The following is a 23187-nucleotide window of genomic DNA, read 5'->3' on the forward strand; positions in this document are numbered from 1 at the left end:
GCTTACGTTCAGTACATGCCACCTCACCACCCCACACGAAAGAGGCACACCGCTGCGAGATACCCGCGTTGTTCTTGTCGCTGAGTACTCGAGTCACCCGACCGACGAACTCGCGACGAGGAGTACCGATGCCAGGTATCACCGAGGAGACGACCGGCACGTTCGCATCCGCCCTCCGTGCCGCCATTACCGCCAGCGGCCTGTCACTGGACCGGATCCAGTACCGCCTCCGGATGCGAGGCGTCTCCATCAGCGTGCCGACACTGAGCCACTGGCAGTCCGGCAGGCGGCGGCCGGAACGCCCAGAGTCCCTCCGGGCCCTGGTCGAACTGGAGCACGTCCTGGCGGTCCCGTCGAGGTCGCTGCGGTCGCTGTTGGGACCGCCGCGCCCCCGTGGCCGTTACGCCCGACCGGCTTCAGCGTTCCCCACGACCGGCCTCACTCCGCTGAGTGTGCAGGACCGCGCCGAGGTCGGTGTGTTGGGCGGACTCGAGTCGGTGTTCGTCCGGCAGGTGCTGCGGGCGGATCGGGACGGGCTCGACCGTTGGCCTCTGCGATGGGACGTGGACCCGGCTCACGTGCCGGAGGTGATCGCCGTTCGCCACTGCGCGACCGGCCGGATCGCAGTCGACCGACATGACGGCGTCCTCAGCGCGGACCTGCTGTTCGTCTCGCCGCTACGCCGCGGCGAAACGATCATCATGGACTACCGGATCGCCTATCCGCCACGGCGTTCCTGGCTCTCCGGTGACGGGTTCGCCCGACACTTTCCGATCGCCACAAAGAATTACCTCCTCGACCTGAGTTTCGACCCGGCGCGAACGCCCGTGCGGTGCGTACGGTCGCATGGCCCGTCCGGCACGCACGCAACACATTTCGCCGAGATACCCGCTAACGCGACCGGCTCCGCGCAGCACAGGGAAGCCGACGTCGTCGGCCGGATCGGCGTTCGCTGGGAATGGTGACGCGAGGGAAACGGGCCGACGGGAGTCCATTTCAGGGCTTCTTCGTTTTCCGCTTTTCCGTTCTCCTTCGCGACCGGCTCATGGCGGCGGGGCGCCTGGACCGACGGGTGCGAGGCTCATGGAACGGTTGGGCATGGTGAGTGTATTTGCGACCCGTCGGTGTGACGATCAGGTCGCTACCGTTACGACGGGGAACAGGCCGCTCGCCAGGCTCGCGCTTCACTTCGCGATGGAAGGCACAGTGACCATCCAGGGCATCGGCGCTGCTCTCGCCCCGTTCGCCATGCCTCTCGTCGGCATGATCAAGTTCGGCGAACCGAGCCGGACGGCGACAACCCGGGGTCGCGCATTCGCGGTCGCGGACCCGGAGGTCGCAGTCCGGCTCCGACGGCGGCCGATACGTGTCGCGCCCGACGGACGGGTGATGCCCTGTGTCGGCGTCGGTGATCAGCCGTGTCCAGGTCGAGGACGGCGAGGTCGCGATCCGTCTGGCCAGCCACGCGGGAATCGACCCGTACCCGGCCAGCTCGGCCGGCTCCTGATTCAGCCCCGCCAAGGTCATCAGGTCGACCTGGACCTGGATGTCCGCACGCACGCTGGCATCTCCGCCATGGGCCACCAGCAACCGGTCGGCGAACACATCGGCCCGCAGCTGGCCGGTCGTGCGACCCTCCCCCGGGACACGCCGCAGTTCCCGGGCGGCACGATCGACAGAGGCATAGATCGCGCTGGCCTGCTCGACCGGCAATCGCGCGGCCAGCCTGCTCATCGTCTCGCCCTCGGGACGGAGCCGGACCTCCCGGCACCGCCGTCGTTCCAGGGACCGGGCCCGGTATCCGTCCGGATCCAGGCTCAGCACCACCCTGTTGACCGCCCTCCGCAACGAACCGGAGTCCTTCCCCGTCAGTCTGCGCACGATGATCTCGTCCGCCCGTCTCGCCAGCACATCGGACAGGACGACGGTGGACTCGACGATCTTGGTGGCCTTGAGTTCGTCGATCTCGGCGCGCTCCAGCGACGCGAGCGTGCGCGGCAACCGGCGCACCAGCGCCTCGGCCATCACGAGCTTCCGTTCCGCCTGCCGGGGCGTCATCGCCCCGGCGCGTGCGAGTTCGGCGGTGGCCGATCTTCGGGACCCGGCACATCGGAAATATCGTTCCAGGGCACGCATCTGACGCGCCCGCAACCGGCACACCTCCTTCTCCAGAGCACATACTTCGGACAGGGCCGCCTCGGCACCTGAGGCGCCGGGCGAGGTCAGGGGAATGGTCGAAGTGGACACGGGGCCCACGGTACACCGAACATCTGTGCGATAAATCACACGAAATGATGAACCTGTCAAAACAAATGTCCACAAAGGACATAAATGCCGAGAAATAGCTACCAGGAAAGGGAAATCGGCAAATCCGGATCGCGAAAAGACATGTCCGATCCAGCTTTTTCTGCTTAACCAAGGGAAGACAGAGTCGAGGTAACAGCGAATCCTGACCGGTGGAGCTGTCGGCCCAGGTCACCGGCTACGACCGGCGACTTCCGAAGGCTCAGAGCCAGTCGTCCGGGCGAGGCCACGGCCTGAGGGCCGCCAGCGCGTCGGGTACCGGCTCCGTCACCGTGTAACGCCCGCGGTGAAAGAGCAGCGGGCGCGCGTCGGAGACATCGCCGAGCGCCGTGACACGGCCGATGACGACGTAGTGGTCGCCCGCCGTGTGCACGGCTTCCAGCGCGCAGTCGATCCAGGTCAGCGCGCCGTCCAGCAAGGGAGAGCCGGACGGCGCCGGGGTCCAGGGCGCCGTGGCGAACTTGTCGGTGCCGCGGGCGCCGAAGACCGCGCTGACCTCTCGCTGCTCGTCGGCCAGCACGTTCACCGCGAAGACACCGGACGACTCCAGTACCGGCCAGGTCCGGGACGTCTTGGCGGGGCAGAAAAGCACCAGCGGCGGTTCCAGGGACACCGCCGCGAACGACTGGCAGGCGAAGCCGACCGGAGCGGTCCCGTCGTGGCCGGTGACCACGGCGACACCCGTGCAGAAGTGGCCCAGCACGGACCGGAACCGCGCCGGATCGATTTCGGTCATGGCGGTCATGACGACCCCGGCGGGCGGGCGCCGACGGAGAAGTCGTGTCCCCACAACGAAACGGCGGTGCTTTCGCGAGCGATCCAGCTCTCGTCGTCCACCTGGCGGCCCTCGCAGCCGAACTCCACGTCGAAGCCGCCCGGCGTCTTCATGTAGAATGAGAGCATCAAGTCATTGACGTGCCGCCCGAGAGTTGCCGACATCGGAATCTTCCGGCGAATCGCACGGTCCAGACACAGCCCGACATCGTCGGTGTTCTCGACTTCGACCATGAGGTGAACGATCCCGCTCGGTGTCGGCATCGGCAGGAACGCCAGCGAATGGTGCCGTGGGTTGCAGCCGAAGAACCGCAGCCACGCCGGCGCCCCGTCGGCGGGACGGCCGACCAGCTGCGGAGGCAGCTTCATCGAGTCGCGCAACCTGAAGCCCAGCACGTCGCGGTAGAAGCGCAGCGCGGCGTCATCATCATGTGTGGAAAGGACGACATGCCCGAGCCCCTGCTCCCCCGTGACGAAACGATGTCCGTACGGGCTGACGACACGCCGATGTTGCAGCGCGACACCGTGGAACACCTCCAGCTCGTTGCCCGAGGGATCCACAAAGGACACCAGGCCGTCCACCCTGCGGTCGGCGAGCTGTTCCGGCGTGCCTTCCTTGTACGGCACGGAATGCGCGTCGAGCCGATCGCGGATCTCGTCCAGCTCTCCCGCGTTGGCCACCTCCCAGCCCGCCTGCGCGAGCCGGTCCTTTTCGCCGGGGAAGACGACCAGCCGCGCCGGGAAGTCGTCCATTCGCAGATAAAGCGCGTCCGGGTCGGTGCCACTGCCCTCCACCATGCCGAGCACCTTGAGCCCGTATTCCCGCCACGCGGCCATGTCCGTGGCTTCGATGCGGAGGTAGCCCAATGAACGGATACCCATCACGCACTCCCGAGAAAGTCGAGGGCGAGCCGGTTGAACTCGTCGAACTTCTCCAGCTGCGCCCAGTGCCCGCAGCCACCGAAGACATGCAGTTGCGCGCGCGGGATCGTCTTGAGCGCGAGCAGCGCGCCGTCGAGCGGGTTGACCCGGTCCTCCCGGCCCCAGATCAGCAGGACCCGCTGCCGAAGCCGATGTGCCTCCCGCCAGAGCATGCCCTCCTCGTACGAATCCGGTCGCATGAACGACATGCCCATCGCCCGCATCGCGGCCAGCGATTCGGGCGTGCTCGCGGCGGCGAGCCGTTCGTCGATCAGCTCGTCGGTGATGAGCGCCTGGTCGTGCACCATGATCCGCAGGAAGGCTTCGAGGTTCTCACGCGTGGGAGCGCCACCGAACCGCGAGAGGTTCTTGACACCCTCGGTGGGGTCGGGTGCGAACACGTTGACGCTCAGCCCGCCCGGCCCCATCAGCACCAGCCGCCCCGCGCGCTTCGGGTGTTCGAGTGCGAGCCGCACCGCGGCACCGCCACCCAGCGAGTTGCCGACGAAGTGCGCCCGTTCGATCCCGAGCGTGTCCATCAGCCCGGCGACCGCACCGGCGCTGTGCCGGAAGTACTGCGGATGCTCGGTCGGCTTGTCCGAGCGGCCGAACCCGGGCTGGTCGACGGCGATCACACGGTACGACTTCGCGAACACCGGGAGGTTGCGGCCGAAATTGCTCCACGCCGACGCGCCGGGGCCGCCGCCGTGCAGGAAGATCACCGTCTCCGGATGCTCCACCCCGGACTCGTGGTAGTGCAGCCTCACCCCGCCGGGGGTTTCGGCGTATTTGCCCTCCATCACACCATCGCATTCTCGACGGGCAGCCCGAAGGCACCGGTACCGAACATGACGTACGCGCGCTCCGCGTCGTTGGCCGCGTGCACCCGGCCCGCGTGCGCGTCGCGCCAGAATCGCTGGATCGGCGTACCGGCCTGCAATGCCCGGCCGCCGGAGTTCTCGAAAAGCCGGTCGATCGCCGATATGGCGCGCTCGGTGCCGCGGACCTGGTCCCGGCGCACGCGCAGCCGCGTGCTGAACGGAAGCTTCTCGCCACGGCACGCGAGCTGGTACAGCTCGTCGATGTTGTGCGTCAGCTGGAGCCACGCGGCGTCGATCTCGCTGGACGCCTCGGCGATCCGCACCTTGGCGAACGGATCCTCTTTGGACTGTTCACCGGCGTACGCGGCCCGCACCCGCTTGCCCTGGTGCTCGACGTGCGCGTCGTAGGCACCCTGGGCCATCCCGATGATCGGCGCGGTGATGGTGCTCGGGTGCACCGAACCGTACGGGAGCCGGTACAACGGGCCCGGGTTGACTTCCTGTCCCGGCGTTTTGCACTTCGACGTCGCCATGAAGCTCAGCGCACGGTGCTGAGGGACGAACACGTCCTCCACGACGATGTCGTTGGATCCCGTGCCGCGCAGGCCGACGGTGTCCCAGACGTCCACGATGGAGTAGTCCGCGATCGGCACCAGGTAGGTGCAGAAGTCGACCGGTTTGCCATCGGCGAACACGGGTCCGCCGAGCAGCACCCAGCTGCAGTGGTCGCAGCCGGAGGAGAAGCTCCAGCGACCGCTGAGCCGGTAGCCGCCGTCCACCACGGTCGCCTTGCCCATCGGGGCGTAGGAGGACGAGATCCGGACGTCCACGTCGTCGCCCCAGACCTCCTCCTGCGCCTTCCCGTCGAACAACGCGACGTGCCACGGGTGCACACCGAGGATCGAGGCGACCCAGCCGGTGGACCCGCACGCGCTCGCGATCAGTTTCACCGCGGTGTAGAAACTCACCGGATCGGCTTCGACGCCGCCGTACCGCTTCGGCTGCAACAGCTTGAAGAAACCGGTCTCCTGCAAGGCCTTGACCGACTCCTCGGGCACGCGGCGCCCGTCCTCGGCTTCCTGTGCCCGCTCCCGCAGGACCGGGAGCAGCTCACGGACCCCGGCGATCACCTCGTGGGCGGTCTGCTCGCTCATGCACTGTCCCTCTCTCGTGTCCCAACCAGGCCAAGACTAGAACACGTTCTCGTTTTTGTCGAGAACCCCCTGCGCAAGGGCACTGTTTATTCCCGCACGACGGCCGGAAAACACGCAGTCGGCGAGCGAGAGCCCGCTCACGTAGGACCTAGAACAGATTCCCACCGCGGTACGCCCGGCCGCGTACAACCCGGGTATGGAGCGCCCGTCCGCGCCCCGTACCGCGCCCGTGTCCTCGTCGACCACCAGCCCGCCGAGCGTCAGCATCGGGCACGGATAGCCGAGGTTGGGCTTGACGGAGACGTCGATCAGCGAATACGGCGGCGCGTCGAGCGGCCGGGCGAACTCAGCCGGCTTCCCGGTCGGGTCGGGCCCGGCGCGGTAGGCCTCCACCGCGGCCAGCAGCCCGTCCGGAGCGACACCCGCCTTGCGGGCGACCTCGTCGACGGTGGCGCCGGTGACCCGGCCACGCCGCAGCAGGTACCGCAGTTGCAACCACTGGAACCACTGGCTCTGCGACCGCCCGTCACGTCGTGCCTCGGCCACGATCTTCTCGTCCACCAGCAGCCAGCCGCGCCCGCCGTGCGCGGCGATCATCCGTTCGCCGATCGCCGCGCCGTACCGCGACTCGTCGATGATCCGGCCACCGTCGGCGTCGACGAGGATGCCGCCGAGGAACGCGGCCGGCGGCGAAAGGAACCGCCATGCCGAGATCCGCTCCAGCCCGGCGGTCGCGCCGCCCGCCTCGACGCCGAGCCGGATACCCGACCCGTCGTCGGCCGAGGTCCCGAGAGCGAGCCCACCCCGGTGATCCGGCGCGTGCTCGCGCACCATCTCGCGGTTCGCGATGAACCCGCCCGCCGCCAGGATCACCCCGCGGCGCGCCGAAATCCGCAGTTCCCGCCCGTAACGACGTTCGAGCTTCGCGGCCCGGCGATGCAGCGCCTTGCGCAGCGCGGGCACGTAGATCCCGGGTTTCGCGGCATAGCGGGCGAGGTGGCGGTGCGCCGCGCGCGCCCACCTCGGCGCGTCACGCAGGGTGTCGACCACGACGCCGGTGACCGCGCCCTGGTCGTCGACCGTCAACGTCCTGGCGTGTGCCTGCGGGAGAACACGAACTCCGCGGTGGCGCACGGCGGCGGCGAGCCGGGAGAACAGGAGCTTTCCGGATGTTCCGGGTCCTTTGACCCGGTGCCCGCGCGGCGCCGGTTTGGCGATGTCGCGGAAACCTCCGGCGGCCTCGCTGCCGGAGTAGTAGAGGTAGTGGTCGTCGGACGGATACGACGTCTTGTACGGGCACAGGCTGCCCTCGAACGGAACGCCGTTGCCCTCCAGCCAGGTGATCATGTCCCGGCTCGACGTGCAGAACCGCCGCAGTGTCTCCTCGGACACCACGCCGCCGGTCTCCTGGCGCAGGTAGTCGAGCATCGCGTCGGGCGTGTCCTCCACACCCGCGTCGAGCTGCTGCGCGGTCCCGCCTCCGGCGTAGACCACGCCACCGCTCACCACGCTCGCGCCCCCGCCCGAGAACCGGTCGAGCACGAGCACCTCGGCGCCGGCGTCGGCGGCTTCGATCGCCGCGCACGCGCCGGCCGCGCCGAATCCCACGATCACCACGTCCACGACGAGTTCGTCCATGTCGACTACCCTAGAACTGAAACACGTTCTCGTCTATGGTGACGAGGACAGCCCCGAGCAGGCCAATGATCCGATGGAACACGTTCCAGGTGAGGTGGGATGGATAACCAGTTCGACGTGGTTGTGGTCGGCAGCGGCGCCGCCGGGATGACCGCTGCCCTCGCCGCGGCCCACCTCGGCCTCGACGTCGTCGTCGTGGAGAAAGCGTCGCATTTCGGCGGTTCGACCGCACGTTCCGGCGGCGGTGTCTGGATCCCGGGCAACCACGCGCTGCGCGCCGCCGGGATCGACGAACCGCCGGAACGCGCCCGTGAGTACCTGGCGTCGATCGTCGGCGACACCGTCCCGCCGGAACGTCGTGCCGCCTACCTGGCCCGCGGCCCCGAGGTGCTCCGGTTCGTCTGCGATCACTCGCCGCTGCGTTTCCGCTGGGTACGCGACTACAGCGACTACCACCCCGAAGCACCCGGTGGGCGCCCCGGCGGCCGGTCGGTCGAACCCGCCGCGCTCGACGGCCGGCTGCTCGGTCCCGAGCTGGCCAACCTCGAGCCGCCGTACAGCGCTCCCCCGCTCGGCGTTCCGCTCACCCAGGCCGACTACCGCTGGCTGAGCCTCATCGCCCGGCACCCGCGCGGCATTCTGCGGCTGCTCGGACTGGGGATGCGCTGGCTCGCCGGACGGGCCCGCGGGCACCGCCAGCTCGTGATGGGCCAGGCACTGGCCGCCGGGCTGCGTGCCGGGCTGCAACGCGCGAACGTGGAGGTCTGGCTCGACACCCCGCTGCTCGACCTGCGTACTGAGGGGAACAAGGTCACCGGCGTGCTCGTCCGCCGCGACGGCACCGAGACGCTGCTGCGCGCACGCCGGGGCGTCATCCTCGCCTGTGGCGGGTTCGAACACAACGAAGAGATGCGGACGAAGTACCAACGCGCCCCGATCGGGACGGAATGGACCGTCGGGGCCAAGGCCAACACCGGCGACGGCATCACCGCCGGGCTCAAGCTCGGCGCGGCGCTGGACCTGATGGACGACGCGTGGTGGGGGCCGTCGATGCCGCTCACCGGCGGCCCCTGGTTCGCGCTCGCCGAGCGGTCGCGGCCCGGCTGTCTCATGGTCGACGCCGGAGGCGAACGGTTCGTCAACGAGTCCGCGCCCTACGTCGAGGCCGTGCACGCGATGTACGGCGAAGGGGACGGGCCGGGCGAGCACATCCCGACCTGGCTGGTGTTCGACCAGCGCTACCGCGACCGGTACATGTTCACCGGGCTCGGCCCGCGGCAACCCCTGCCGGGACGGTGGTTCAAGGCCGGGATCGCGGCGAAGTCCTCGACGCTCACCGGGCTCGCCGACCGCATCGGTGTCCCGGCCGAAGCGCTGACCTCGACGGTTTCCCGGTTCAACGACTTCGCTCGGCGTGGTGTCGACGAGGACTTCCACCGCGGGCGCAGCGCGTACGACCACTACTACGGCGATCCACGCAACCGGCCGAACCCGAGCCTGGGCCCGCTGGATCGCGCACCGTACTACGCGGTGAAGATCGTGCCCGGCGATCTCGGCACCAAGGGCGGGCTGCTCACCGACGAGCACGCACGCGTCCTGCGCGAGGACGGTTCGGTGATCGCCGGGCTGTACGCGGCGGGCAACACGAGCGCCGCGGTGATGGGCCGCACCTACGCCGGGCCCGGCGCGACGATCGGGCCCGCCATGGTGTTCGGCTACCTTGCGGCCGAGCGGCTGGCACACGAAGATCAGGGGACCATGGAGGACCGATGAACTTACCATTGCGCAGCTGTTTGTCGGGCCGACCGGGTGCGGGTGTCCCGCAGGACACGGAGGTTGAGCGATGACGCAAACACCCAGGTCTGGCGGCGAGTCCGTCCGCACGATCGACGCCGGGGCGCCCCCGGCGCGGTTCGCGCGCGGCTGGCACTGCCTGGGGCTGGCCGAGCAGTTCCGCGACGGGAAGCCCCACGCCATCTCGGCCTTCGGCGAGAAACTCGTCGTGTTCGCCGACTCGTCGGGCGCGCTGAACGTGCTGGACGGCTACTGCCGGCACATGGGCGGCGACCTCACCCAGGGCACGGTCAAGGGTGACGAGATCGCCTGCCCGTTCCACGACTGGCGCTGGAACGGCAAGGGCAAGTGCGTGGCGATCCCTTACGCCAAAAGGGTTCCGCTGCGGGCGCGGACCCGGTCCTGGATCACGATGGAGCAGAACCAGCAGCTGTTCGTGTGGCACGACCCCGAGGGCAACCCGCCGCCGGACGACATCGTGATCCCCCGGGTCGAGGGCGCGTTCAGCGACGAGTGGAGCAACTGGTCCTGGGACTCGATCCTCATCGAGAACGCGAACTGCCGCGAGATCATCGACAACGTCGTGGACATGGCGCACTTCTTCTACATCCACTACGCGTTCCCGACGTACTTCAAGAACATCTTCGAGGGGCACATCGCCACGCAGTACCTCAACACCAAGGGCCGCCCGGACAAGGGCATGGCGTCCAACTACGGCGGCGAGGAGAACCTGCTGCGGTCGGAGGCGTCCTACTTCGGCCCGTCGTACATGATCAACACGCTGCTCAACACGTTCCAGGGCTTCGAGATCGAGAACGTGCTGATCAACTGCCACTACCCGGTGACGGCGAACTCGTTCGTGCTCCAGTGGGGCGTGATGGTGAAGAAACTGCCCGGGATCTCCGACGAGCACGCCGACAAGATCGCGGCGAAGCTGGCCAAGGGAATCGGTGTCGGCTTCCTGCAGGACGTCGAGATCTGGAAGAACAAGACCCGCATCGACAATCCCCTGCTGTGCGAGGAGGACGGCCCGGTCTACCAGCTGCGGCGCTGGTACGAGCAGTTCTACGTGGACGCCGCGGACGTCACCGAGGACATGACCCGCCGGTTCGAGTTCGAGGTGGACACCAGCAGGGCGAACGAGGTGTGGGCCGCCGAGGTCGCGGAGAACCTCGCCAGGCAGCGCGCCGAGGAAGAGGCGGGCGTGTGAAGGCCGAGACCGTTGAGTTCCTGACCGCCGGGCTGCGACCACACGAGTGCCGCAGCTGCGGCACCTGTGTGCTGGTCAAGAAGAACAGCATCCAGCACACCAGCATCCAGTGGACCACCGACGCCGGGCGCAGCTGCCCGGTGTTCGCCGAGCAGGCGGCGGGCGGGGCGCAGACGGCGCTGCTCGACAGCTGCTCACGGCTGTCGGAGAGCATCGACGACGCGGTGCGGGACGGGACTTTGGCGGTCTCCGATGGCTGATCGCTACACGGTCACCGTCGCCGACGTCGTCACCGAGACGGCGGACGCGCGGTCGATCGTCTTCGAGATCCCCGCCGAACACGCGGCCGCGTTCGCCTACACCGCGGGGCAGTTCCTCACGCTGCGGATCCCGAGCGAGCGGACCGGGTCGGTGGCGCGCTGCTATTCGCTCTCCAGCGCGCCCCACGAGGACCGGGTGCAGGTCACGGTGAAACGCACGGCCGGGGGCTACGGCTCGAACTGGGTGTGCGACGAACTGAAGCCCGGCGCCCGGATCGAGGTACTCGCCCCGTCCGGGGTGTTCTCCCCCGCTTCGCTCGACGAGGACTTCCTGCTGTTCGCCGCGGGAAGCGGGATCACCCCGGTGATCTCGATCCTGAAGACGGCGCTGGCACACGGATCCGGCCGGGTCGTGCTGGTGTACGCGAACCGGGACGAGCGCTCCGTGATCTTCGCCCGCGAGCTGGCGGATCTCGCGGCACGGCACGCGGACCGGCTGACGGTGCTGCACTGGCTGGAAAGCGTCCAGGGTCTCCCCACCGCGGAGCAGCTCCGTTCGCTGGCCGCGCCCTACCACGCGCACGAGGCGTTCCTCTGCGGTCCGGCGCCGTTCATGGACGCCGCGCGGCAGGCACTGTCCGCATTGGACGTGCCCCGCAGGCGAGTGCACGTGGAGAAGTTCAGTTCGCTGGCCGGCAACCCCTTCGACGTCCCCGAACCCGCCTCCGCCGGGAGCACCGGGGACGCGGGTGGCGACGACGCGGGCGAGCCCGCCCGGCTGACCGTCAGCCTCGACGGCGAAACCCGCGAGGTGAGCTGGCCGCGCCGCCGGAAGCTGCTGGACCACCTGCTGGACCAGGGGCTCGACGCACCGTACTCGTGCCGGGAGGGCCAGTGCAGCGCCTGTGCGTGCCGCCTGGTGTCGGGCGAGGTGAAGATGCTCGAGAACCAGATCCTCGACGCCGACGACATCGCGGACGGCATCGTGCTGGCATGCCAGTCGGTGCCGCTCACCGACGAGGTCGAGATCAGCTACGAATAACGACGAGACCAGCAGTAAACGAACCGAACCGGTCCACTCGCTTTCGGCCGTTCGGTACCTCTCAGCACAGTAGGAGTCACCCGTGCCCATCGATCCCGCTGTCGCCATCGGCGCCGACCTCGGCGAGGTCGCCTTCTCCTGGACGCCGTCGGACGTGCTGCTCTATCACCTCGCGCTCGGCGCCGGCGCGGATCCCGCGGACGAACGGGAACTGCGCTACGCGTCCGAACGCGGCCTGCGGGTGATCCCGACGTTCGCCACCGTGGCGGCGAATCTGCGGGTGTTCGATCCGCCCGCGGTGTCGTTCCCCGGCGTCGAGATCGACCTGGCGAAGGTGCTGCACGGCAAGCAGGAGATCGAACTGCACCGCCCGATCCCGGTCGAGGGCAAGGCCGTCGCGCGCTCGCGGATCGCGGACGTCTTCGACAAGGGCAAGGCCGCGGTCGTGATCCAGGAGACGGCCGTGACCGGCGAGGACGGAAGTCCACTGTGGACGGCGAGGTCGAGCATCTTCGCCCGCGGCGAAGGCGGCTTCGGTGGTGAGCGCGGCCCGTCCGACCGCGTGGAGTGGCCCGATCGTGAGCCGGACGCCGTGCTCGACACGCCGACCCTGCCCCAGCAGGCGTTGCTGTACCGGCTCTGCGGCGACCGCAACCCGCTGCACTCCGACCCGGAGTTCGCCCGCGCGGCCGGGTTCGACCGGCCTATCCTGCACGGGCTGTGCACCTACGGCGTCGTGGCGAAGACCGTGATCGACGCCTTCCTCGACGGCGATCCGGACCGGGTCCGGTCCTACGGCACGAAGTTCGCGGGGGTGGTGTTCCCCGGCGAGACGCTGCGCACCCGGGTGTGGCGCGAAAACGACCGCCTGCTGGTCACCACCACGGCACCGGACCGCGAGGACGCGCCGGTGCTCGCGGACACGGTGCTGGTGCCGGTCCCGGCGTAACGCCCCGGCGTTTACGCCCCGGCGGGCTCGGGCAGGGTGTCGCCGGTCTCCAGCAGGGTCTTGAGGTTCGACAACAGGTGCGGCCAGCCGCCGCTGACCGCCGCCAGGACGACGCTGTCCGGGTCGAAGCCGTCGTGCACGACGGTGAGCTTGACCAGCGGACCCTGCGGTTCGAGCGTGAAGGTCACCTTGGACCGCGGCTCCGCGGCGGCCCTGGCCCGGAACTCCTCGTCCAGCCCGTGGGTTTCGGCGTGTTCCCTGGTGAAGGTGTGCCAGCGGTAGGACAGCCTGGTGTACGGCTCGGCTTCGAGGACGACCTGCTCGGGATCGGCGATCGTGAACTCCGGCTCGACCCAGGCCATCGCCGAGCCGGGCTTCCAGTCGGTTTCGAACGTGGGGCCCCAGTAACGGCGTGTGAAGGCGGGCTCGGTCAGCGCCTGCCAGAGCTTCTCCGGCGTCGTGCTGATGTAGCTCGTGTAGACGAATTCGGGCTTGCTCATCGGATCTCCTTCGAGTGCTTTCTTCAGGTCGGCGAGCGCGTCCACCCGCGTCCGGTGGTAGCGGTCGATCCACCGCTCGGACAGGGCGTTGATCGGCTCGGCGTTGAGGTAGTGCAACTTCTCCCGGCCGCGCCACACGGTGGTCACGAGGTTCGCCACTTCGAGCACGGCGAGATGCTTGCTGACCGACTGACGTGCCATGTCCAGCCCGGCACACAGTTCGCGCAGCGTCTGGCCGTTGTGCGCGTTCAGGCTGTCCAGCAGCGCCCGGCGGCTGCCGTCGGCCAGCGCCTTGAACACCTCGTCCATCGATCACCCCACTCATGCAGCCAATCGGCTGCCTGAACTATAGGCAGCCATCTGGCTGCATGTCAACCGGGCCTTGAACCTCCCGCTACGTGAGGTTCTATCGTGGTCCAGGTGAGCGGACCCGGGGGTGCTGACCAGCGACGATGGAGTGTCGGGGCGCTGGCCAAGGCGACCGGCACGACGGTGCGCGCCCTGCACCACTACGACGAACTCGGCCTGCTGCGGCCGAGCGAGCGCACCCGTTCCGGGCACCGCCGGTACACCGAACGGGACCTGCACCTGCTGTACCGGATCCGGCTGCTGCGCCAGCTCGGGATGTCGCTGGAGGAGATCGGCGGCGTACTCGCCGATCCCGGTGTCCTGCGCGAGGTACTCGATCGCCGTCTCGAAGAGATCGACGACGAGGTCTGGCGGCTGACCGCGCTGGGACGCCAGATCCGCGGCCTGCTCGAGCAGCTGAACGACGCGAGGCCGCGCCCGGACACCGGCGAACTGCTCACCCTGCTGGGCCGCACCAGCCTGTTCGACAGCTACATCACCCGGGAGCAACGCGACCTGCTGGACGAACGCGCCGGCGAACTCGGCGACGACGGCCGGAAGTGGCTGGACGCGGAATGGCCGCAGGTGCTGACGAAACTGGCCGAGCACTGCCGTGCCGGCGATCCGGTGGACGCGCCCGAGGTCGTGCGGACACTGCGGCGTCTGTTCGTGGTGCTGGACATGTACACCGGCGGCGACGCCGGGCTCAAGGATTCGGTCGCGCGGTTCTTCCGGGAGCGGGGGCTCGGCGTGCTGCGGGACGTGGCGCCCGAGGGTACGGACGTCGCGCTCGGCGACGAACTGTGGGACTACGTGGCCAAGGCCTACGCGGCGGCGTTGTCCGCCGGCTGAAGACGGGCGGGTGACCGCCCACGTAGCGAGGGGGAAGAAATGTTCCGACGATGGATGCTGCTTCTTTTCGTGCCGTTTCTGGCGAGCACCGGAGTCGCGCAGGCGGCCGAACCGGTCGTGCCGCGGCTCCCGGCACCGACCGGCCCGCACGCGGTCGGCGTCACCGAGCTGCACCTGGTCGACTCCGTGCGCCCGGACCCCGGAAGCCCGACCCGCACCCGGGAGGTGATGGTGTCGGTGTTCTACCCGGCCGGGGAGGTCGGGGGTTACCCGGAAGCCCCGCAGATGACGCGCAAAGCCGCGGAGTGGTTCGCCACCACCGACACGGTGATCCTGCACCCGGAGCTTTCGTCCACAAAGGACAAGGTGGGCTGGGCGGCGACGAGGACGCACGCGCACACCGGGGCCCCGGCGCGACCGGGCCGCCGTCCGGTCGTGCTCTACAGCCCGGGTTTCGGTGATCCGCGCACGCTCGGCACCGGTGTCGCCGAAGAGCTGGCCAGCCGCGGCTTCGTCGTGGTGACCATGGACCACCCCGGCGAAACCAGCCTGGTCGAGTTCCCCGGCGGGCGGGTCCGGACGATCCTCGAACTGAACGGCCGCAACCCGGGGACCGACCCCGCGGCCTTCCGCGCGATGATCACCACCAGGCTCGCGGACACCCGGCTCGTGCTGGACAGGCTCGAAAAGCTCGCCGAGGGCGAAAACCCGGACGCCGAACACCGCCCGCTGCCGAAGAACCTCGGGCGAGCGCTCGAACCGCACCGGATCGGGATGTACGGGCACTCGGCGGGCGGGACGACGGCGGCCGAGGCGATGCACGAGGACCCGCGCATCGACGCGGCGGTCAATCTGGAGGGCTTCCTCGACTATCTGCCGGAACAGCCCGGCCAGGCCGGTGAGCTGCTTCCGATCGTCCGTGCGGGCACCGGCCGGCCGCTGCTGCTGTGGGGCACCGACGGCTACCGCACCGAGCGCTACGACCGCGCCTGGTCGGCCATGCTCGCCCGCTCGCCGGAGCGGACGTGCCGGCGTCAGCTCGGCGACGCCACGCACTGGGTGTTCACCGACTTCGGCGCCGTGGCCCCGCAGCTGGAAGCGGCGGGCCTGATGACCGGCGCGCAGCGAAAGTCGCTGATCGGCGCGATCTCCCCGGCGAAATCGGTCCCCGCCGTCCGCGACGGTGTGGTCGCCTTCTTCACCCGGACTCTGCGGCGTTGACGTCCACTGTGGACACGTGAGTGACGGCGCCGTCCTCGGGCGCGGCCGCGACCGCGTCGGTTCGCTGCCGCGACGGCGAGGTAACCACGGCGACCCCGAGGGCCGTCCCCCGCCTGATGATCCCCGTCACGTCGGCTCCTCCCGCCGCACCCGCCGCGCGGACTTTCCCGAGCTAGGCGGGGGGCGGACCAGGACCAGAGAGTGGACCCCCTGATCAGGAGTAGCGCCACCCCCCGTGCCGCCGGTTACGGTGTCCAGAGGGCAACGACGGCAGGACGGACGACAGATGCCAGACGAGCAGGATTTCTTCGTGGTGCGCGGCCAGGTCGAATCCGGCGACAAGCGGGGGCGGGAGCTCGGCTTCCCCACCGCCAACATCGCGCTGCGCGACCAGGACGACGTGGTCGGCGACGGCGTGTGGGCGGGCTGGGCCGAGCGCGCCGACGGCACCCGGATCGCCGCCGCCGTCTCCGTGGGCCGCCGGCCGACCTACTACGGCGCGGACGGCTACCGGCTGCTGGAGGCCCACCTCCTGGACTTCACCGGCGACCTGTACGACGAGGAGCTGACCGTGTGGCTCGGCGAGCACCTGCGCGAGCAGCGGGCGTACTCCTCCGCCGAAGAGCTGATCACGGCGCTGAAGAACGACGTCGCCGCGGCCGCGGCGTGGACGGCCGCTCATCCGGCGGCCGACCTGCCCGATCCCGGCGGCCCCAGGCTCGGCGAGGTCCGCAGGCTCCGGCGTCCCTGATCCGCCTGCCGGAGCGGGGCGTGCCCGGCCCGGCGGCGTCCTGTTCCACCGAGGCGGCGAAGCCGCGTGCGCGGCGGGCTGGCTCCGGTCACAGCGCGGCGACGAACAGGTAGCCCATACCGGCGCCCATCACCGCGCGGCACACCGCGCGCGAGGTCTCACCGACGACGACACCGTCGTCACCACCGGCGCGTACCGCCAGTACCCCGGCACGCGCCGCGTCGAACACGAAATACGCGGCGACCACGGCGGCGGCCACGGGCCACCACCGCCACGCCGGAGAGTCCATTGTGGACATCGTGAGCCACGGGCCACGGTCGCCGGCGCCGTGCGGCATCACGGTGACCATGGCGAACATCGCGAGCGCCGACAGCGCGTGGTGACCGCAGGGGGGACGTCCCGCGTGACAGGACACCACCTGCCGGTGGCGGGCCCGCCACCAGGCGACAGCGAACCAGCCCGTGACGAGCGCGAACACGGCCTGCCAGCCCGCGGCCGGGATGGGGCCGCCCGCCGGGGACAGCATCACGACCATGGCGACCACGAACAGCAACTCGACGAGATCGCCGTGGCGCACCTGGGCGCCGAGCCGCGCGTAGTCGAGCCGGGCGAGGCGCCGCACGCACGGGACCAGCAGCGCGACGAAAACCCCGGTCAGGATCCAGTCCACCGCGACGAGACCGTGCATCGGTCCCGCCTAGGCACCGCGTGCCGGGGACGGCGCGCCGCCGCACTGGAACCGGTCACGTCCTGGCATGCCACCCTCACCACGCGTCGCGAATGATCTCTCCACGGTGACATCCGCCGACGGCCCGCACCAGCCGTCATTGTGGTGAACCCGATGCGCCACCCGAGGGCACGCGACGTGTCCCGCTCGCCGGGAAACCGGCGCGGCTACTCACCTGTCAGGACGAGCCCGCTCGTCGGGACACCGGTGCCCGCGGTCACCAGCACCCGCGCGGCGCCGGTGACCTGGTTGACCGCGCTGCCGCGCACCTGCCGCACGCCCTCGGCGATGCCGTTCATGCCGTGGATGTACGCCTCGCCGAGCTGGCCGCCGTGCGGGTTGAGCGGAAGCGCGCCGTCCAGTTCCAGCGCGCCGTCCGCGATGAAGTCCTTCGCCTCGCCGCGCCCGCAGAATCCCAGCTCCTCCAGTTGCATCAGCACGTACGGGGTGAAGTGGTCGTACAGCACCGCGACGTCCACTTCGGACGGAGCGAGCCCGGACTGGCCCCACAGCTGCCTGCCGACCACGCCCATCTCGGGCAGCGCGGCGAGCTCGTCGCGGTAGTAGCTGGTCATCACGTACTGGTCCGGTCCGCTCCCCTGCGCGGCCGCCGCGATCACCGCCACCGGCTGCGCGAGATCGCGGGCCCGTTCGACGCTGGTGACCACGAGCGCGACACCGCCGTCGCTTTCCTGGCAGCAGTCGAGCAGGTGCAGGGGCTCGGCCACCCAGCGGGACGCCTGGTGTTCCTCCAGGGTGATCGGGCGGCCGTGGAACCACGCGTTCGGGTTCGTCGCCGCGTGCTTGCGGTCGAGCACCGCGATCCGGCCGAAGTCCTCGCTCGTGGCGCCGTATTCGTGCAGGTAGCGGCGGGCGACCATGGCGACGGTCGCGGCCGGGGTCGCGATGCCCATCGGGTAGTGGAAGGCGTTGTCCACCCCGGAGGAGTTGACCTGGCCCGCGGCGGCGGAGGACACCTGGCCGAACCGGTGCCCGGACCGTTCGTTGAACGCGCGGTAGGCGACCACGACGTCCGCGACACCGGTCGCCACCGCCATCGCCGCCTGCTGCACGGTCGCCGCCGCGGCGCCGCCGCCGTAGTGGATCCGGCTGAAGAACTTCAGTTCCGGGATGCCGAGTTCGCGGGCCACCGCGATCTCGCTGTTGCCGTCCATGGTGAACGAAACCAGACCGTCCACATCGGATGGTGCGAGCCCGGCGTCGGCGAGCGCGTGCGACACGCATTCGGCGGCGAGGCGGAGTTCGCTGCGGCCGGAGTCCTTGGAGAACTCGGTAGCGCCGATCCCGGCGATGGCGGCCTTTCCGGAAAGGGTCACGACGCACCGCCCGGCATGGTCAGCTCCACGGTTCCCGTCACGTGTTCGCCCAGACTGTCCACAGCGGACACCGAGAGCACGACCTCCGCGCCGTCGCGTTCGATCACCCGGCCGGTGAAGGTCAGCGTGTCGTAGGCATAACACGGTACCCCGAGGCGGATCTTGATCGAACGCACCAGCGCCTCCGGCCCGGCCCAGTCCGTCACGAAGCGCTGCACGAGCCCGGTGTCGGTCAGGATGTTGAGGAAGATGTCCTTGGATCCCCGCGCGACCGCCGAGTCGCGATCGTGGTGGACGTCCTGGAAGTCCCGCGTGGCGAGCGCGGTGCTCACCACGAAGGTCGGCGTTGCCTCGATCGTCAGCGGGGGAAGCTCGGTGCCGACGGCGTAGTGCACGGTCATCGCGCCACCTTCCACGCGGGCAGGGTCAGGTCGTCGTCGATCCGGACGAACGCGGCCTCGACCGGGAGTCCGATGTGGACCTCTTCGGGCGAGGCGTCGAGCAGTTCGGCCATCACCCGGACGCCCTCCTCCAGTTCCACGAGCGCCACCACGAACGGGAGTTCCTTCCCCGGCACCGGCGGGTGATGGTGCACGACGTAGCTGTACACCTTGCCCCGGCCACACGCGACGACGTGGTCCGGCACGGTGTCGAGCGAGCCGTCGGGCGGCATCGGGCCGGGCGGGTGCCGCAACGTCTCGCCCCAGCGCTGGATCCGCAGCTCTCCCACCTTCAGCCCTTCCCAGAAGAACTCGGTGTCCCTGCTGATTACCGGCCGCAGCACCGGCGCCTTCACCGCGGGCGCCGGCGCGGCGCCGGGCGGACGGAACTTGAGCACCCGGAACACCATGTCCGCCACGGCTTCCTCGCCGACGTACCAGGTGGTCCGCGTGGTGACGAACCAACCTTCGCCAAGCGCGGTGCGCTTCGGGCCGACGACGCCCTCCAGCTTCGTGGTGGCGGCGACGTGCTCGCCGTGCCGCAGGTAGCGGTGGTAGGTCTGCTCGGAGTTGGTCGCCACCACCGAGGTGAACCCGGCCTCGTCGAGCACCGCCATCATGGCGCCGAGCGGATCGTCCTCCGCGCGGGTGCCGTGCAGCCCGTTCATCGTCCACACCTGCGCCATCGCGGGCGGGGCGACGAGTCCCTTGTGGACACTGTCGGCGGCGAAGCCCGGGTCCGTGTACACCGGGTTGTGATCGCCGATCGCCTCGACCCAGTTGTTCACCATCGCCTGGTTGACCGCGTCCCGCGCGAGCCGTGGTGAGGATTCCCCTTGTGCGGCAATACGTTCCGCGGCTTCTTGGACGCCGACTTCTTGGCCGCTCATCGCGGCACCCTCGGCAGTCCGAGACCGGTGGTGGCGATCAGTTCCCGCTGGATCTCGCTGACCCCGCCGCCGAAGGTCAGCACCAGGTTCCGCTTGGCGAGCACGTCGAGGAACTCGGCCAGTTCCGCCGTCGCCGGGTCGGCCGGATCGCCATGGCGTGCCACGATCTCCTCCAGTCTCCTGCCGATCCGCTGGATCCGCTCCGAACCGAACACCTTCGTCGCGGAGGCGTCGGCGACCGCGACCGGCGCGGTCGCCGAGGACACCGCGACCTGCCAGTTCAGCAGTTCGTTGACCCGCGCGGTGGCCATCGCCTCGGCCAGCACCGCCCGGACGTCGGACAGGTCGAGCAGCGGCGTCCCGTCCGGGGCCCGGCGATCGGCCGCCCACGCGCGCACCCGGTCGTACAGACCGCCGATCCGCCCGGCGGGCCCGAGCATCACGCGTTCGTGGTTGAGCTGCGTGGTGATCAGCTTCCAGCCCTCGTTCTCCTTGCCCACCAGCATGTTCGCGGGCACGCGGACGTCCGAGTAGTAGGTCGCGTTCACGTGGTGCGCGCCGTCGCAGGTGATGATCGGGGTCCACGAGAACCCCGGATCGCGGGTGTCCACGATGAGAATCGAGATGCCCTTGTGCTTCGGCGCGTCGCTCGCGGTACGCACCGCGAGCCAGATGTAGTCCGCGTCGTGCGCCCCGGTGGTGAAGATCTTCTGGCCGTTGACCACGTATTCGTCGCCGTCGCGCACGGCCGTGGTGCGCAGCGAGGCGAGGTCCGTCCCGGCCTCCGGCTCGGTGTACCCGATCGCGAAGTGCACCTCCCCGGCCAGGATCCGGGGCAGGAACAGGGATTTCTGCTCCTCGGTACCGAAACGCTGCAGCGTCGGCCCGACGGTCTGGAGCGTCACCGACGGCAGCTGGATCTCGGCGCGCGCGGCCTCGTCGACGAACAGGTGCTGCTCGATCTCGCCGAACCCTCGGCCGCCGTACTCCTTCGGCCAGCCGACGCCGAGCCAGCCGTCGCGGCCCATCCGGCGGACGAGTTCGCGGAACACCGTCCCGTGCCGCTCCCGCAGCATCGACCGGCGCTCCTCGGCGCTGAGCAGCCCGGCGAAGTACTTCCGCAGTTCCGCGCGCAGCTCCTGCTGCTCGGCGGTCAGCTCCACGTGCATCCCGTTCACCTCGCCACTCGTTCGCCGAGCCTGCCGAGCCGGTCGGCCGCACCGCCGACCGCGCGGGCCAGGTCCTTGACCGCCGAGGAATACCGGTGCAGCGGATAGGTTTCGTCGACGCCGACGCCGCCGTGCAGGTGATGGCAGATCGCCAGCGCCGCGGGTGCCTCCTCGGCCAGCCAGTACGCGGCGACGTCGAGGTCGGTGTCCGCGTCCAGTCCCCGCGCGAGCCGCCACACCGCCGACGTCGCGGCCAGGTGCACGGTCCGCGACGCGACGTAGACGTCCGCGATCTGCTGCGCCACCGCCTGGAACGTCGCGAGTGGACGGCCGAACTGCGTGCGTTCGCCGACGTGCCGGGAGGTCAGCGTGAGCGCGCCGGCCAGCAGCCCGTCGCCGAGCGCGGCGGCTCCGGCGAGCGCGAACCGGTGCAGGGCCGCGAGTGCCTGTCCCCCGCCGCGTTCGGTGAGCTGGTCCGCCTCGGACACGGCGACGCCGTCGAGCTTCACCGTGTACTCCGGCGTTTCCGAGGAATTCCTCGACGCCGTGAGCGTGACCCCGTCGGCACGCGGATCGACCAGGAAGACCCCGGTGCCGCCGGGCATCGACACCGGGATCAGGATCCGCGCGGACTCCGCGGCGTAGGGCACGGCCGTCTTGACACCGTCGAGCCGCCAGCCGCCGTTCGCGACCGCGGTCGTGCCGGGCCGGACGGTCAGTGGTGCGGACGGCTCGTGCAGGGCCGCGGTCAGCAGGGTCTCCCCGGCCGCGACCGGGGGAAGCAGCGCGGCGCGTTGCCCCGGGCTGCCCAGCGCCTCCACCGGCAGCACGCCGAGCGCCAGCGCGGCCAGCGCGGGCACCGGCGCGGCCACGCGGCCGACCTCGGTGAGCACCTGGGCGACCTCCGCGACGCCGAGCGCGTCACCGTCCAGGTCGGACGGCAGCGCGAGCGCGAGCAGCCCGGCCTCGGCCAGCGCGTGCCACACGCCGCCGGGGTCGCCGTCCTTGCCGAGCACCTTCGCGGTGAGCGCGATGATCTCGGTCTGCGTATCGTCAAGGGTGAAGTCCATCCACCGCCTCCGGATGGGCGCAATATTGAAACCTGTTCTAGTTTTAGCCGGAACGGGCGAGATCGGCAACCCCCGGAGGAAAGCGCATGGACCGCGGCACCATCGGGGACGCCGGCTGGCTGCTCACCCGGAGGCTGGTGACGATCCCGCCGACCGCGGGCGTGCCCGACCCCAAACCGCTCACGCTGCCGGGCCGGGGAGAAACCGTTTTCGTCGACGTCGGGCCCCGGCACGCCCCCGCGATCGTGCTGCTGCATTCGGTCGCCTGCACGGGCTTGCTGACCTGGTATCCCGTGCTCGAGCGGCTCTCGGCGCGCTACCGGGTGGTGGTGTTCGACCAGCGCCTGCACGGCCAGGGCATCCGGTCGGAGCGGTTCCGGCTGACCGACTGCGCCGAGGACGTGGTCGCCGTCGCGGACGCGCTGGGCATCGGCACCTTCGCCGTCGGCGGCTACTCGATGGGCGGGATGGTCGCCCAGCTCGTCGCACACGCGGAACCAGAACGTGTTACAGGTCTCATCCTGTGCTCGACCGCGAGCAACTTCCGGCGCGGGCTCCGCCAGCGGGTCGCGCTCGACGTCTTCGGCCGTGCCCTGACGCGGTTCCGCGAGAGCGCGCGCATCGGCGCGGTGCCGGGCGAGCCCCGGCGCGCACGGCTGGCCCGGCTGGAGGACCACCGCTGGGCACTGGCCGAGTTCCGGTCCACCAGCGCCTGGGAGATCGCGGTCGCGGTCGACGAGATCGGCCGGTTCGACTCGCGGCCGTGGCTGGCCGCGATCCGGCAGCCGACGTCGGTCGTGGTGACCGGCCGCGACCGGTTCATCGCCCCGGCGCACCAGCGGACGCTCGCGCGGCGCGTCCCCGGCGCGGCGAGCTACGAGATCCCGGCCGGGCACGCCGCCTGCGTGCTCGACGCGAAGGAGTTCGTGCCCGCGCTCATGGCCGCGGTGACCTCGGTCCACGCCCGTTGACGGTGTCCCGCGCTAGTCTTCCGGCACCGAACGAACCTGGGGGC

Annotated in this window: 24 protein-coding genes; 10 read left to right on the top strand and 14 right to left on the bottom strand. The window is 70.1% G+C overall.

Annotation, left to right across the window (positions count from 1 at the left end; all coding sequences use genetic code 11):
- The first annotated feature begins 128 nt into the window (after positions 1-128).
- A complete protein-coding gene (locus ABD987_RS05920) occupies positions 129-965 on the top strand; it encodes a hypothetical protein (RefSeq protein ID WP_345387765.1) in 837 nt (278 codons plus the stop codon).
- A 31-nt stretch (positions 966-996) separates the two neighbouring features.
- On the opposite strand, the gene ABD987_RS05925 is transcribed toward ABD987_RS05920, so the two are convergent.
- The 6 genes from ABD987_RS05925 to ABD987_RS05950 all read right to left on the bottom strand — a co-directional run bounded on the left by ABD987_RS05925 (position 997) and on the right by ABD987_RS05950 (position 7612).
- Positions 997-2247: a DUF222 domain-containing protein gene (locus tag ABD987_RS05925; RefSeq protein ID WP_345387767.1), complete on the bottom strand. Its 1251-nt coding sequence runs from the start codon at positions 2245-2247 to the stop codon at positions 997-999.
- A gap of 259 nt (positions 2248-2506) precedes the next feature.
- Positions 2507-3049, bottom strand: coding sequence for a 3-hydroxy-9,10-secoandrosta-1,3,5(10)-triene-9,17-dione monooxygenase reductase subunit (gene hsaB, locus ABD987_RS05930; RefSeq protein ID WP_345387769.1), 543 nt, complete (start codon positions 3047-3049; stop codon positions 2507-2509).
- Complete coding sequence (hsaC, locus tag ABD987_RS05935; protein ID WP_345387771.1) at positions 3046-3960, bottom strand: iron-dependent extradiol dioxygenase HsaC; 915 nt, start codon at positions 3958-3960, stop codon at positions 3046-3048. Before hsaC ends, hsaB begins: the two co-directional genes overlap by 4 nt.
- Entirely contained in the window at positions 3960-4799 is an 840-nt protein-coding gene (gene hsaD / locus ABD987_RS05940; RefSeq protein ID WP_345388269.1) for a 4,5:9,10-diseco-3-hydroxy-5,9,17-trioxoandrosta-1(10),2-diene-4-oate hydrolase, read from the bottom strand. The genes hsaC and hsaD overlap by 1 nt, the downstream gene beginning before the upstream one ends.
- Positions 4799-5974 (bottom strand): 3-hydroxy-9,10-secoandrosta-1,3,5(10)-triene-9,17-dione monooxygenase oxygenase subunit, encoded by a 1176-nt coding sequence (hsaA, locus tag ABD987_RS05945; RefSeq protein ID WP_345387773.1) that lies wholly within the window; start codon positions 5972-5974, stop codon positions 4799-4801. Before hsaA ends, hsaD begins: the two co-directional genes overlap by 1 nt.
- A gap of 36 nt (positions 5975-6010) precedes the next feature.
- A complete protein-coding gene (locus tag ABD987_RS05950; RefSeq protein ID WP_345387775.1) occupies positions 6011-7612 on the bottom strand; it encodes an FAD-binding protein in 1602 nt (533 codons plus the stop codon).
- 99 nt (positions 7613-7711) lie between these two features.
- Here ABD987_RS05950 and kstD point away from each other — a divergent pair, with 99 nt between their 5' ends.
- The 5 genes from kstD (at position 7712) to ABD987_RS05975 (ending at position 12867) form a co-directional block, all read left to right on the top strand.
- Positions 7712-9385: a 3-oxosteroid 1-dehydrogenase gene (gene kstD / locus ABD987_RS05955; RefSeq protein WP_345387777.1), complete on the top strand. Its 1674-nt coding sequence runs from the start codon at positions 7712-7714 to the stop codon at positions 9383-9385.
- A gap of 70 nt (positions 9386-9455) precedes the next feature.
- Positions 9456-10616 (top strand): 3-ketosteroid-9-alpha-monooxygenase, oxygenase component, encoded by a 1161-nt coding sequence (locus tag ABD987_RS05960; protein ID WP_345387780.1) that lies wholly within the window; start codon positions 9456-9458, stop codon positions 10614-10616.
- Entirely contained in the window at positions 10613-10876 is a 264-nt protein-coding gene (locus tag ABD987_RS05965) for a hypothetical protein (RefSeq protein WP_345387782.1), read from the top strand. The genes ABD987_RS05960 and ABD987_RS05965 overlap by 4 nt, the downstream gene beginning before the upstream one ends.
- Positions 10869-11918 (top strand): 2Fe-2S iron-sulfur cluster-binding protein, encoded by a 1050-nt coding sequence (locus ABD987_RS05970; protein ID WP_345387784.1) that lies wholly within the window; start codon positions 10869-10871, stop codon positions 11916-11918. Before ABD987_RS05965 ends, ABD987_RS05970 begins: the two co-directional genes overlap by 8 nt.
- Positions 11919-12000: 82 nt before the next feature.
- Positions 12001-12867, top strand: coding sequence for a MaoC/PaaZ C-terminal domain-containing protein (locus tag ABD987_RS05975; protein WP_345387786.1), 867 nt, complete (start codon positions 12001-12003; stop codon positions 12865-12867).
- 11 nt (positions 12868-12878) lie between these two features.
- Here the strand turns inward: ABD987_RS05975 and ABD987_RS05980 are convergent, their stop codons facing one another.
- On the bottom strand, positions 12879-13676 hold the full coding sequence (locus ABD987_RS05980) for an ArsR/SmtB family transcription factor (RefSeq protein WP_345387789.1): 798 nt from the start codon (positions 13674-13676) through the stop codon (positions 12879-12881).
- Between the two features lie 111 nt (positions 13677-13787).
- On the opposite strand from ABD987_RS05980, the gene ABD987_RS05985 reads away from it, so the two are divergent.
- Both ABD987_RS05985 and ABD987_RS05990 read left to right on the top strand, forming a co-directional pair.
- Positions 13788-14567 carry a MerR family transcriptional regulator gene (locus ABD987_RS05985; RefSeq protein ID WP_345387791.1) on the top strand — a complete coding sequence of 260 codons (780 nt, stop codon included), beginning with the start codon at positions 13788-13790 and terminating at the stop codon, positions 14565-14567.
- 54 nt (positions 14568-14621) lie between these two features.
- The gene (locus tag ABD987_RS05990; protein ID WP_345387793.1) at positions 14622-15788 is read left to right on the top strand and encodes an alpha/beta hydrolase family protein; all 1167 of its coding nucleotides are present in this window, start codon (positions 14622-14624) and stop codon (positions 15786-15788) included.
- On the opposite strand, the gene ABD987_RS05995 is transcribed toward ABD987_RS05990, so the two are convergent.
- Complete coding sequence (locus ABD987_RS05995; protein ID WP_345387795.1) at positions 15766-15918, bottom strand: hypothetical protein; 153 nt, start codon at positions 15916-15918, stop codon at positions 15766-15768. The two genes, ABD987_RS05990 and ABD987_RS05995, sit on opposite strands and share 23 nt — an antisense overlap.
- A gap of 156 nt (positions 15919-16074) precedes the next feature.
- On the opposite strand from ABD987_RS05995, the gene ABD987_RS06000 reads away from it, so the two are divergent.
- Entirely contained in the window at positions 16075-16539 is a 465-nt protein-coding gene (locus ABD987_RS06000) for a riboflavin kinase (protein WP_345387797.1), read from the top strand.
- An 88-nt stretch (positions 16540-16627) separates the two neighbouring features.
- Here the strand turns inward: ABD987_RS06000 and ABD987_RS06005 are convergent, their stop codons facing one another.
- From ABD987_RS06005 to ABD987_RS06030, 6 genes are all read right to left on the bottom strand, one after another.
- A complete protein-coding gene (locus tag ABD987_RS06005; RefSeq protein WP_345387799.1) occupies positions 16628-17227 on the bottom strand; it encodes a DUF5134 domain-containing protein in 600 nt (199 codons plus the stop codon).
- Positions 17228-17433: 206 nt separating this feature from the next.
- The gene (locus tag ABD987_RS06010; RefSeq protein ID WP_345387801.1) at positions 17434-18603 is read right to left on the bottom strand and encodes a lipid-transfer protein; all 1170 of its coding nucleotides are present in this window, start codon (positions 18601-18603) and stop codon (positions 17434-17436) included.
- Positions 18600-19004 carry a MaoC family dehydratase gene (locus ABD987_RS06015; protein ID WP_345387803.1) on the bottom strand — a complete coding sequence of 135 codons (405 nt, stop codon included), beginning with the start codon at positions 19002-19004 and terminating at the stop codon, positions 18600-18602. Before ABD987_RS06015 ends, ABD987_RS06010 begins: the two co-directional genes overlap by 4 nt.
- Entirely contained in the window at positions 19001-19933 is a 933-nt protein-coding gene (locus tag ABD987_RS06020) for a bifunctional MaoC family dehydratase N-terminal/OB-fold nucleic acid binding domain-containing protein (RefSeq protein ID WP_345387805.1), read from the bottom strand. Before ABD987_RS06020 ends, ABD987_RS06015 begins: the two co-directional genes overlap by 4 nt.
- Complete coding sequence (locus tag ABD987_RS06025; RefSeq protein WP_345387807.1) at positions 19930-21102, bottom strand: acyl-CoA dehydrogenase family protein; 1173 nt, start codon at positions 21100-21102, stop codon at positions 19930-19932. Before ABD987_RS06025 ends, ABD987_RS06020 begins: the two co-directional genes overlap by 4 nt.
- 5 nt (positions 21103-21107) lie before the next feature.
- Positions 21108-22172, bottom strand: coding sequence for an acyl-CoA dehydrogenase family protein (locus ABD987_RS06030; RefSeq protein WP_345387809.1), 1065 nt, complete (start codon positions 22170-22172; stop codon positions 21108-21110).
- Between the two features lie 86 nt (positions 22173-22258).
- On the opposite strand from ABD987_RS06030, the gene ABD987_RS06035 reads away from it, so the two are divergent.
- Positions 22259-23143, top strand: coding sequence for an alpha/beta fold hydrolase (locus tag ABD987_RS06035; RefSeq protein ID WP_345387811.1), 885 nt, complete (start codon positions 22259-22261; stop codon positions 23141-23143).
- The last annotated feature ends 44 nt before the right edge of the window (positions 23144-23187 follow it).

Source organism: Amycolatopsis samaneae, from assembly GCF_039541975.1.
Taxonomy (GTDB): domain Bacteria; phylum Actinomycetota; class Actinomycetes; order Mycobacteriales; family Pseudonocardiaceae; genus Amycolatopsis; species Amycolatopsis samaneae.

What these genes read in the sequence shown, in the direction of transcription:
- ABD987_RS05920 (WP_345387765.1), top strand. Translation starts at nt 129, where the DNA reads ATGCCAGGTATCACCGAGGAGACGACCGGCACGTTCGCATCCGCCCTC.
- hsaB (WP_345387769.1), bottom strand. Translation starts at nt 3,049, where the DNA reads ATGACCGCCATGACCGAAATCGATCCGGCGCGGTTCCGGTCCGTGCTG.
- hsaC (WP_345387771.1), bottom strand. Translation starts at nt 3,960, where the DNA reads ATGGGTATCCGTTCATTGGGCTACCTCCGCATCGAAGCCACGGACATG.
- hsaD (WP_345388269.1), bottom strand. Translation starts at nt 4,799, where the DNA reads ATGGAGGGCAAATACGCCGAAACCCCCGGCGGGGTGAGGCTGCACTAC.
- hsaA (WP_345387773.1), bottom strand. Translation starts at nt 5,974, where the DNA reads ATGAGCGAGCAGACCGCCCACGAGGTGATCGCCGGGGTCCGTGAGCTG.
- ABD987_RS05950 (WP_345387775.1), bottom strand. Translation starts at nt 7,612, where the DNA reads ATGGACGAACTCGTCGTGGACGTGGTGATCGTGGGATTCGGCGCGGCC.
- kstD (WP_345387777.1), top strand. Translation starts at nt 7,712, where the DNA reads ATGGATAACCAGTTCGACGTGGTTGTGGTCGGCAGCGGCGCCGCCGGG.
- ABD987_RS05960 (WP_345387780.1), top strand. Translation starts at nt 9,456, where the DNA reads ATGACGCAAACACCCAGGTCTGGCGGCGAGTCCGTCCGCACGATCGAC.
- ABD987_RS05970 (WP_345387784.1), top strand. Translation starts at nt 10,869, where the DNA reads ATGGCTGATCGCTACACGGTCACCGTCGCCGACGTCGTCACCGAGACG.
- ABD987_RS05980 (WP_345387789.1), bottom strand. Translation starts at nt 13,676, where the DNA reads ATGGACGAGGTGTTCAAGGCGCTGGCCGACGGCAGCCGCCGGGCGCTG.
- ABD987_RS05990 (WP_345387793.1), top strand. Translation starts at nt 14,622, where the DNA reads ATGCTGCTTCTTTTCGTGCCGTTTCTGGCGAGCACCGGAGTCGCGCAG.
- ABD987_RS06000 (WP_345387797.1), top strand. Translation starts at nt 16,075, where the DNA reads ATGCCAGACGAGCAGGATTTCTTCGTGGTGCGCGGCCAGGTCGAATCC.
- ABD987_RS06005 (WP_345387799.1), bottom strand. Translation starts at nt 17,227, where the DNA reads ATGCACGGTCTCGTCGCGGTGGACTGGATCCTGACCGGGGTTTTCGTC.
- ABD987_RS06015 (WP_345387803.1), bottom strand. Translation starts at nt 19,004, where the DNA reads ATGACCGTGCACTACGCCGTCGGCACCGAGCTTCCCCCGCTGACGATC.
- ABD987_RS06020 (WP_345387805.1), bottom strand. Translation starts at nt 19,933, where the DNA reads ATGAGCGGCCAAGAAGTCGGCGTCCAAGAAGCCGCGGAACGTATTGCC.
- ABD987_RS06025 (WP_345387807.1), bottom strand. Translation starts at nt 21,102, where the DNA reads ATGCACGTGGAGCTGACCGCCGAGCAGCAGGAGCTGCGCGCGGAACTG.
- ABD987_RS06030 (WP_345387809.1), bottom strand. Translation starts at nt 22,172, where the DNA reads ATGGACTTCACCCTTGACGATACGCAGACCGAGATCATCGCGCTCACC.
- ABD987_RS06035 (WP_345387811.1), top strand. Translation starts at nt 22,259, where the DNA reads ATGGACCGCGGCACCATCGGGGACGCCGGCTGGCTGCTCACCCGGAGG.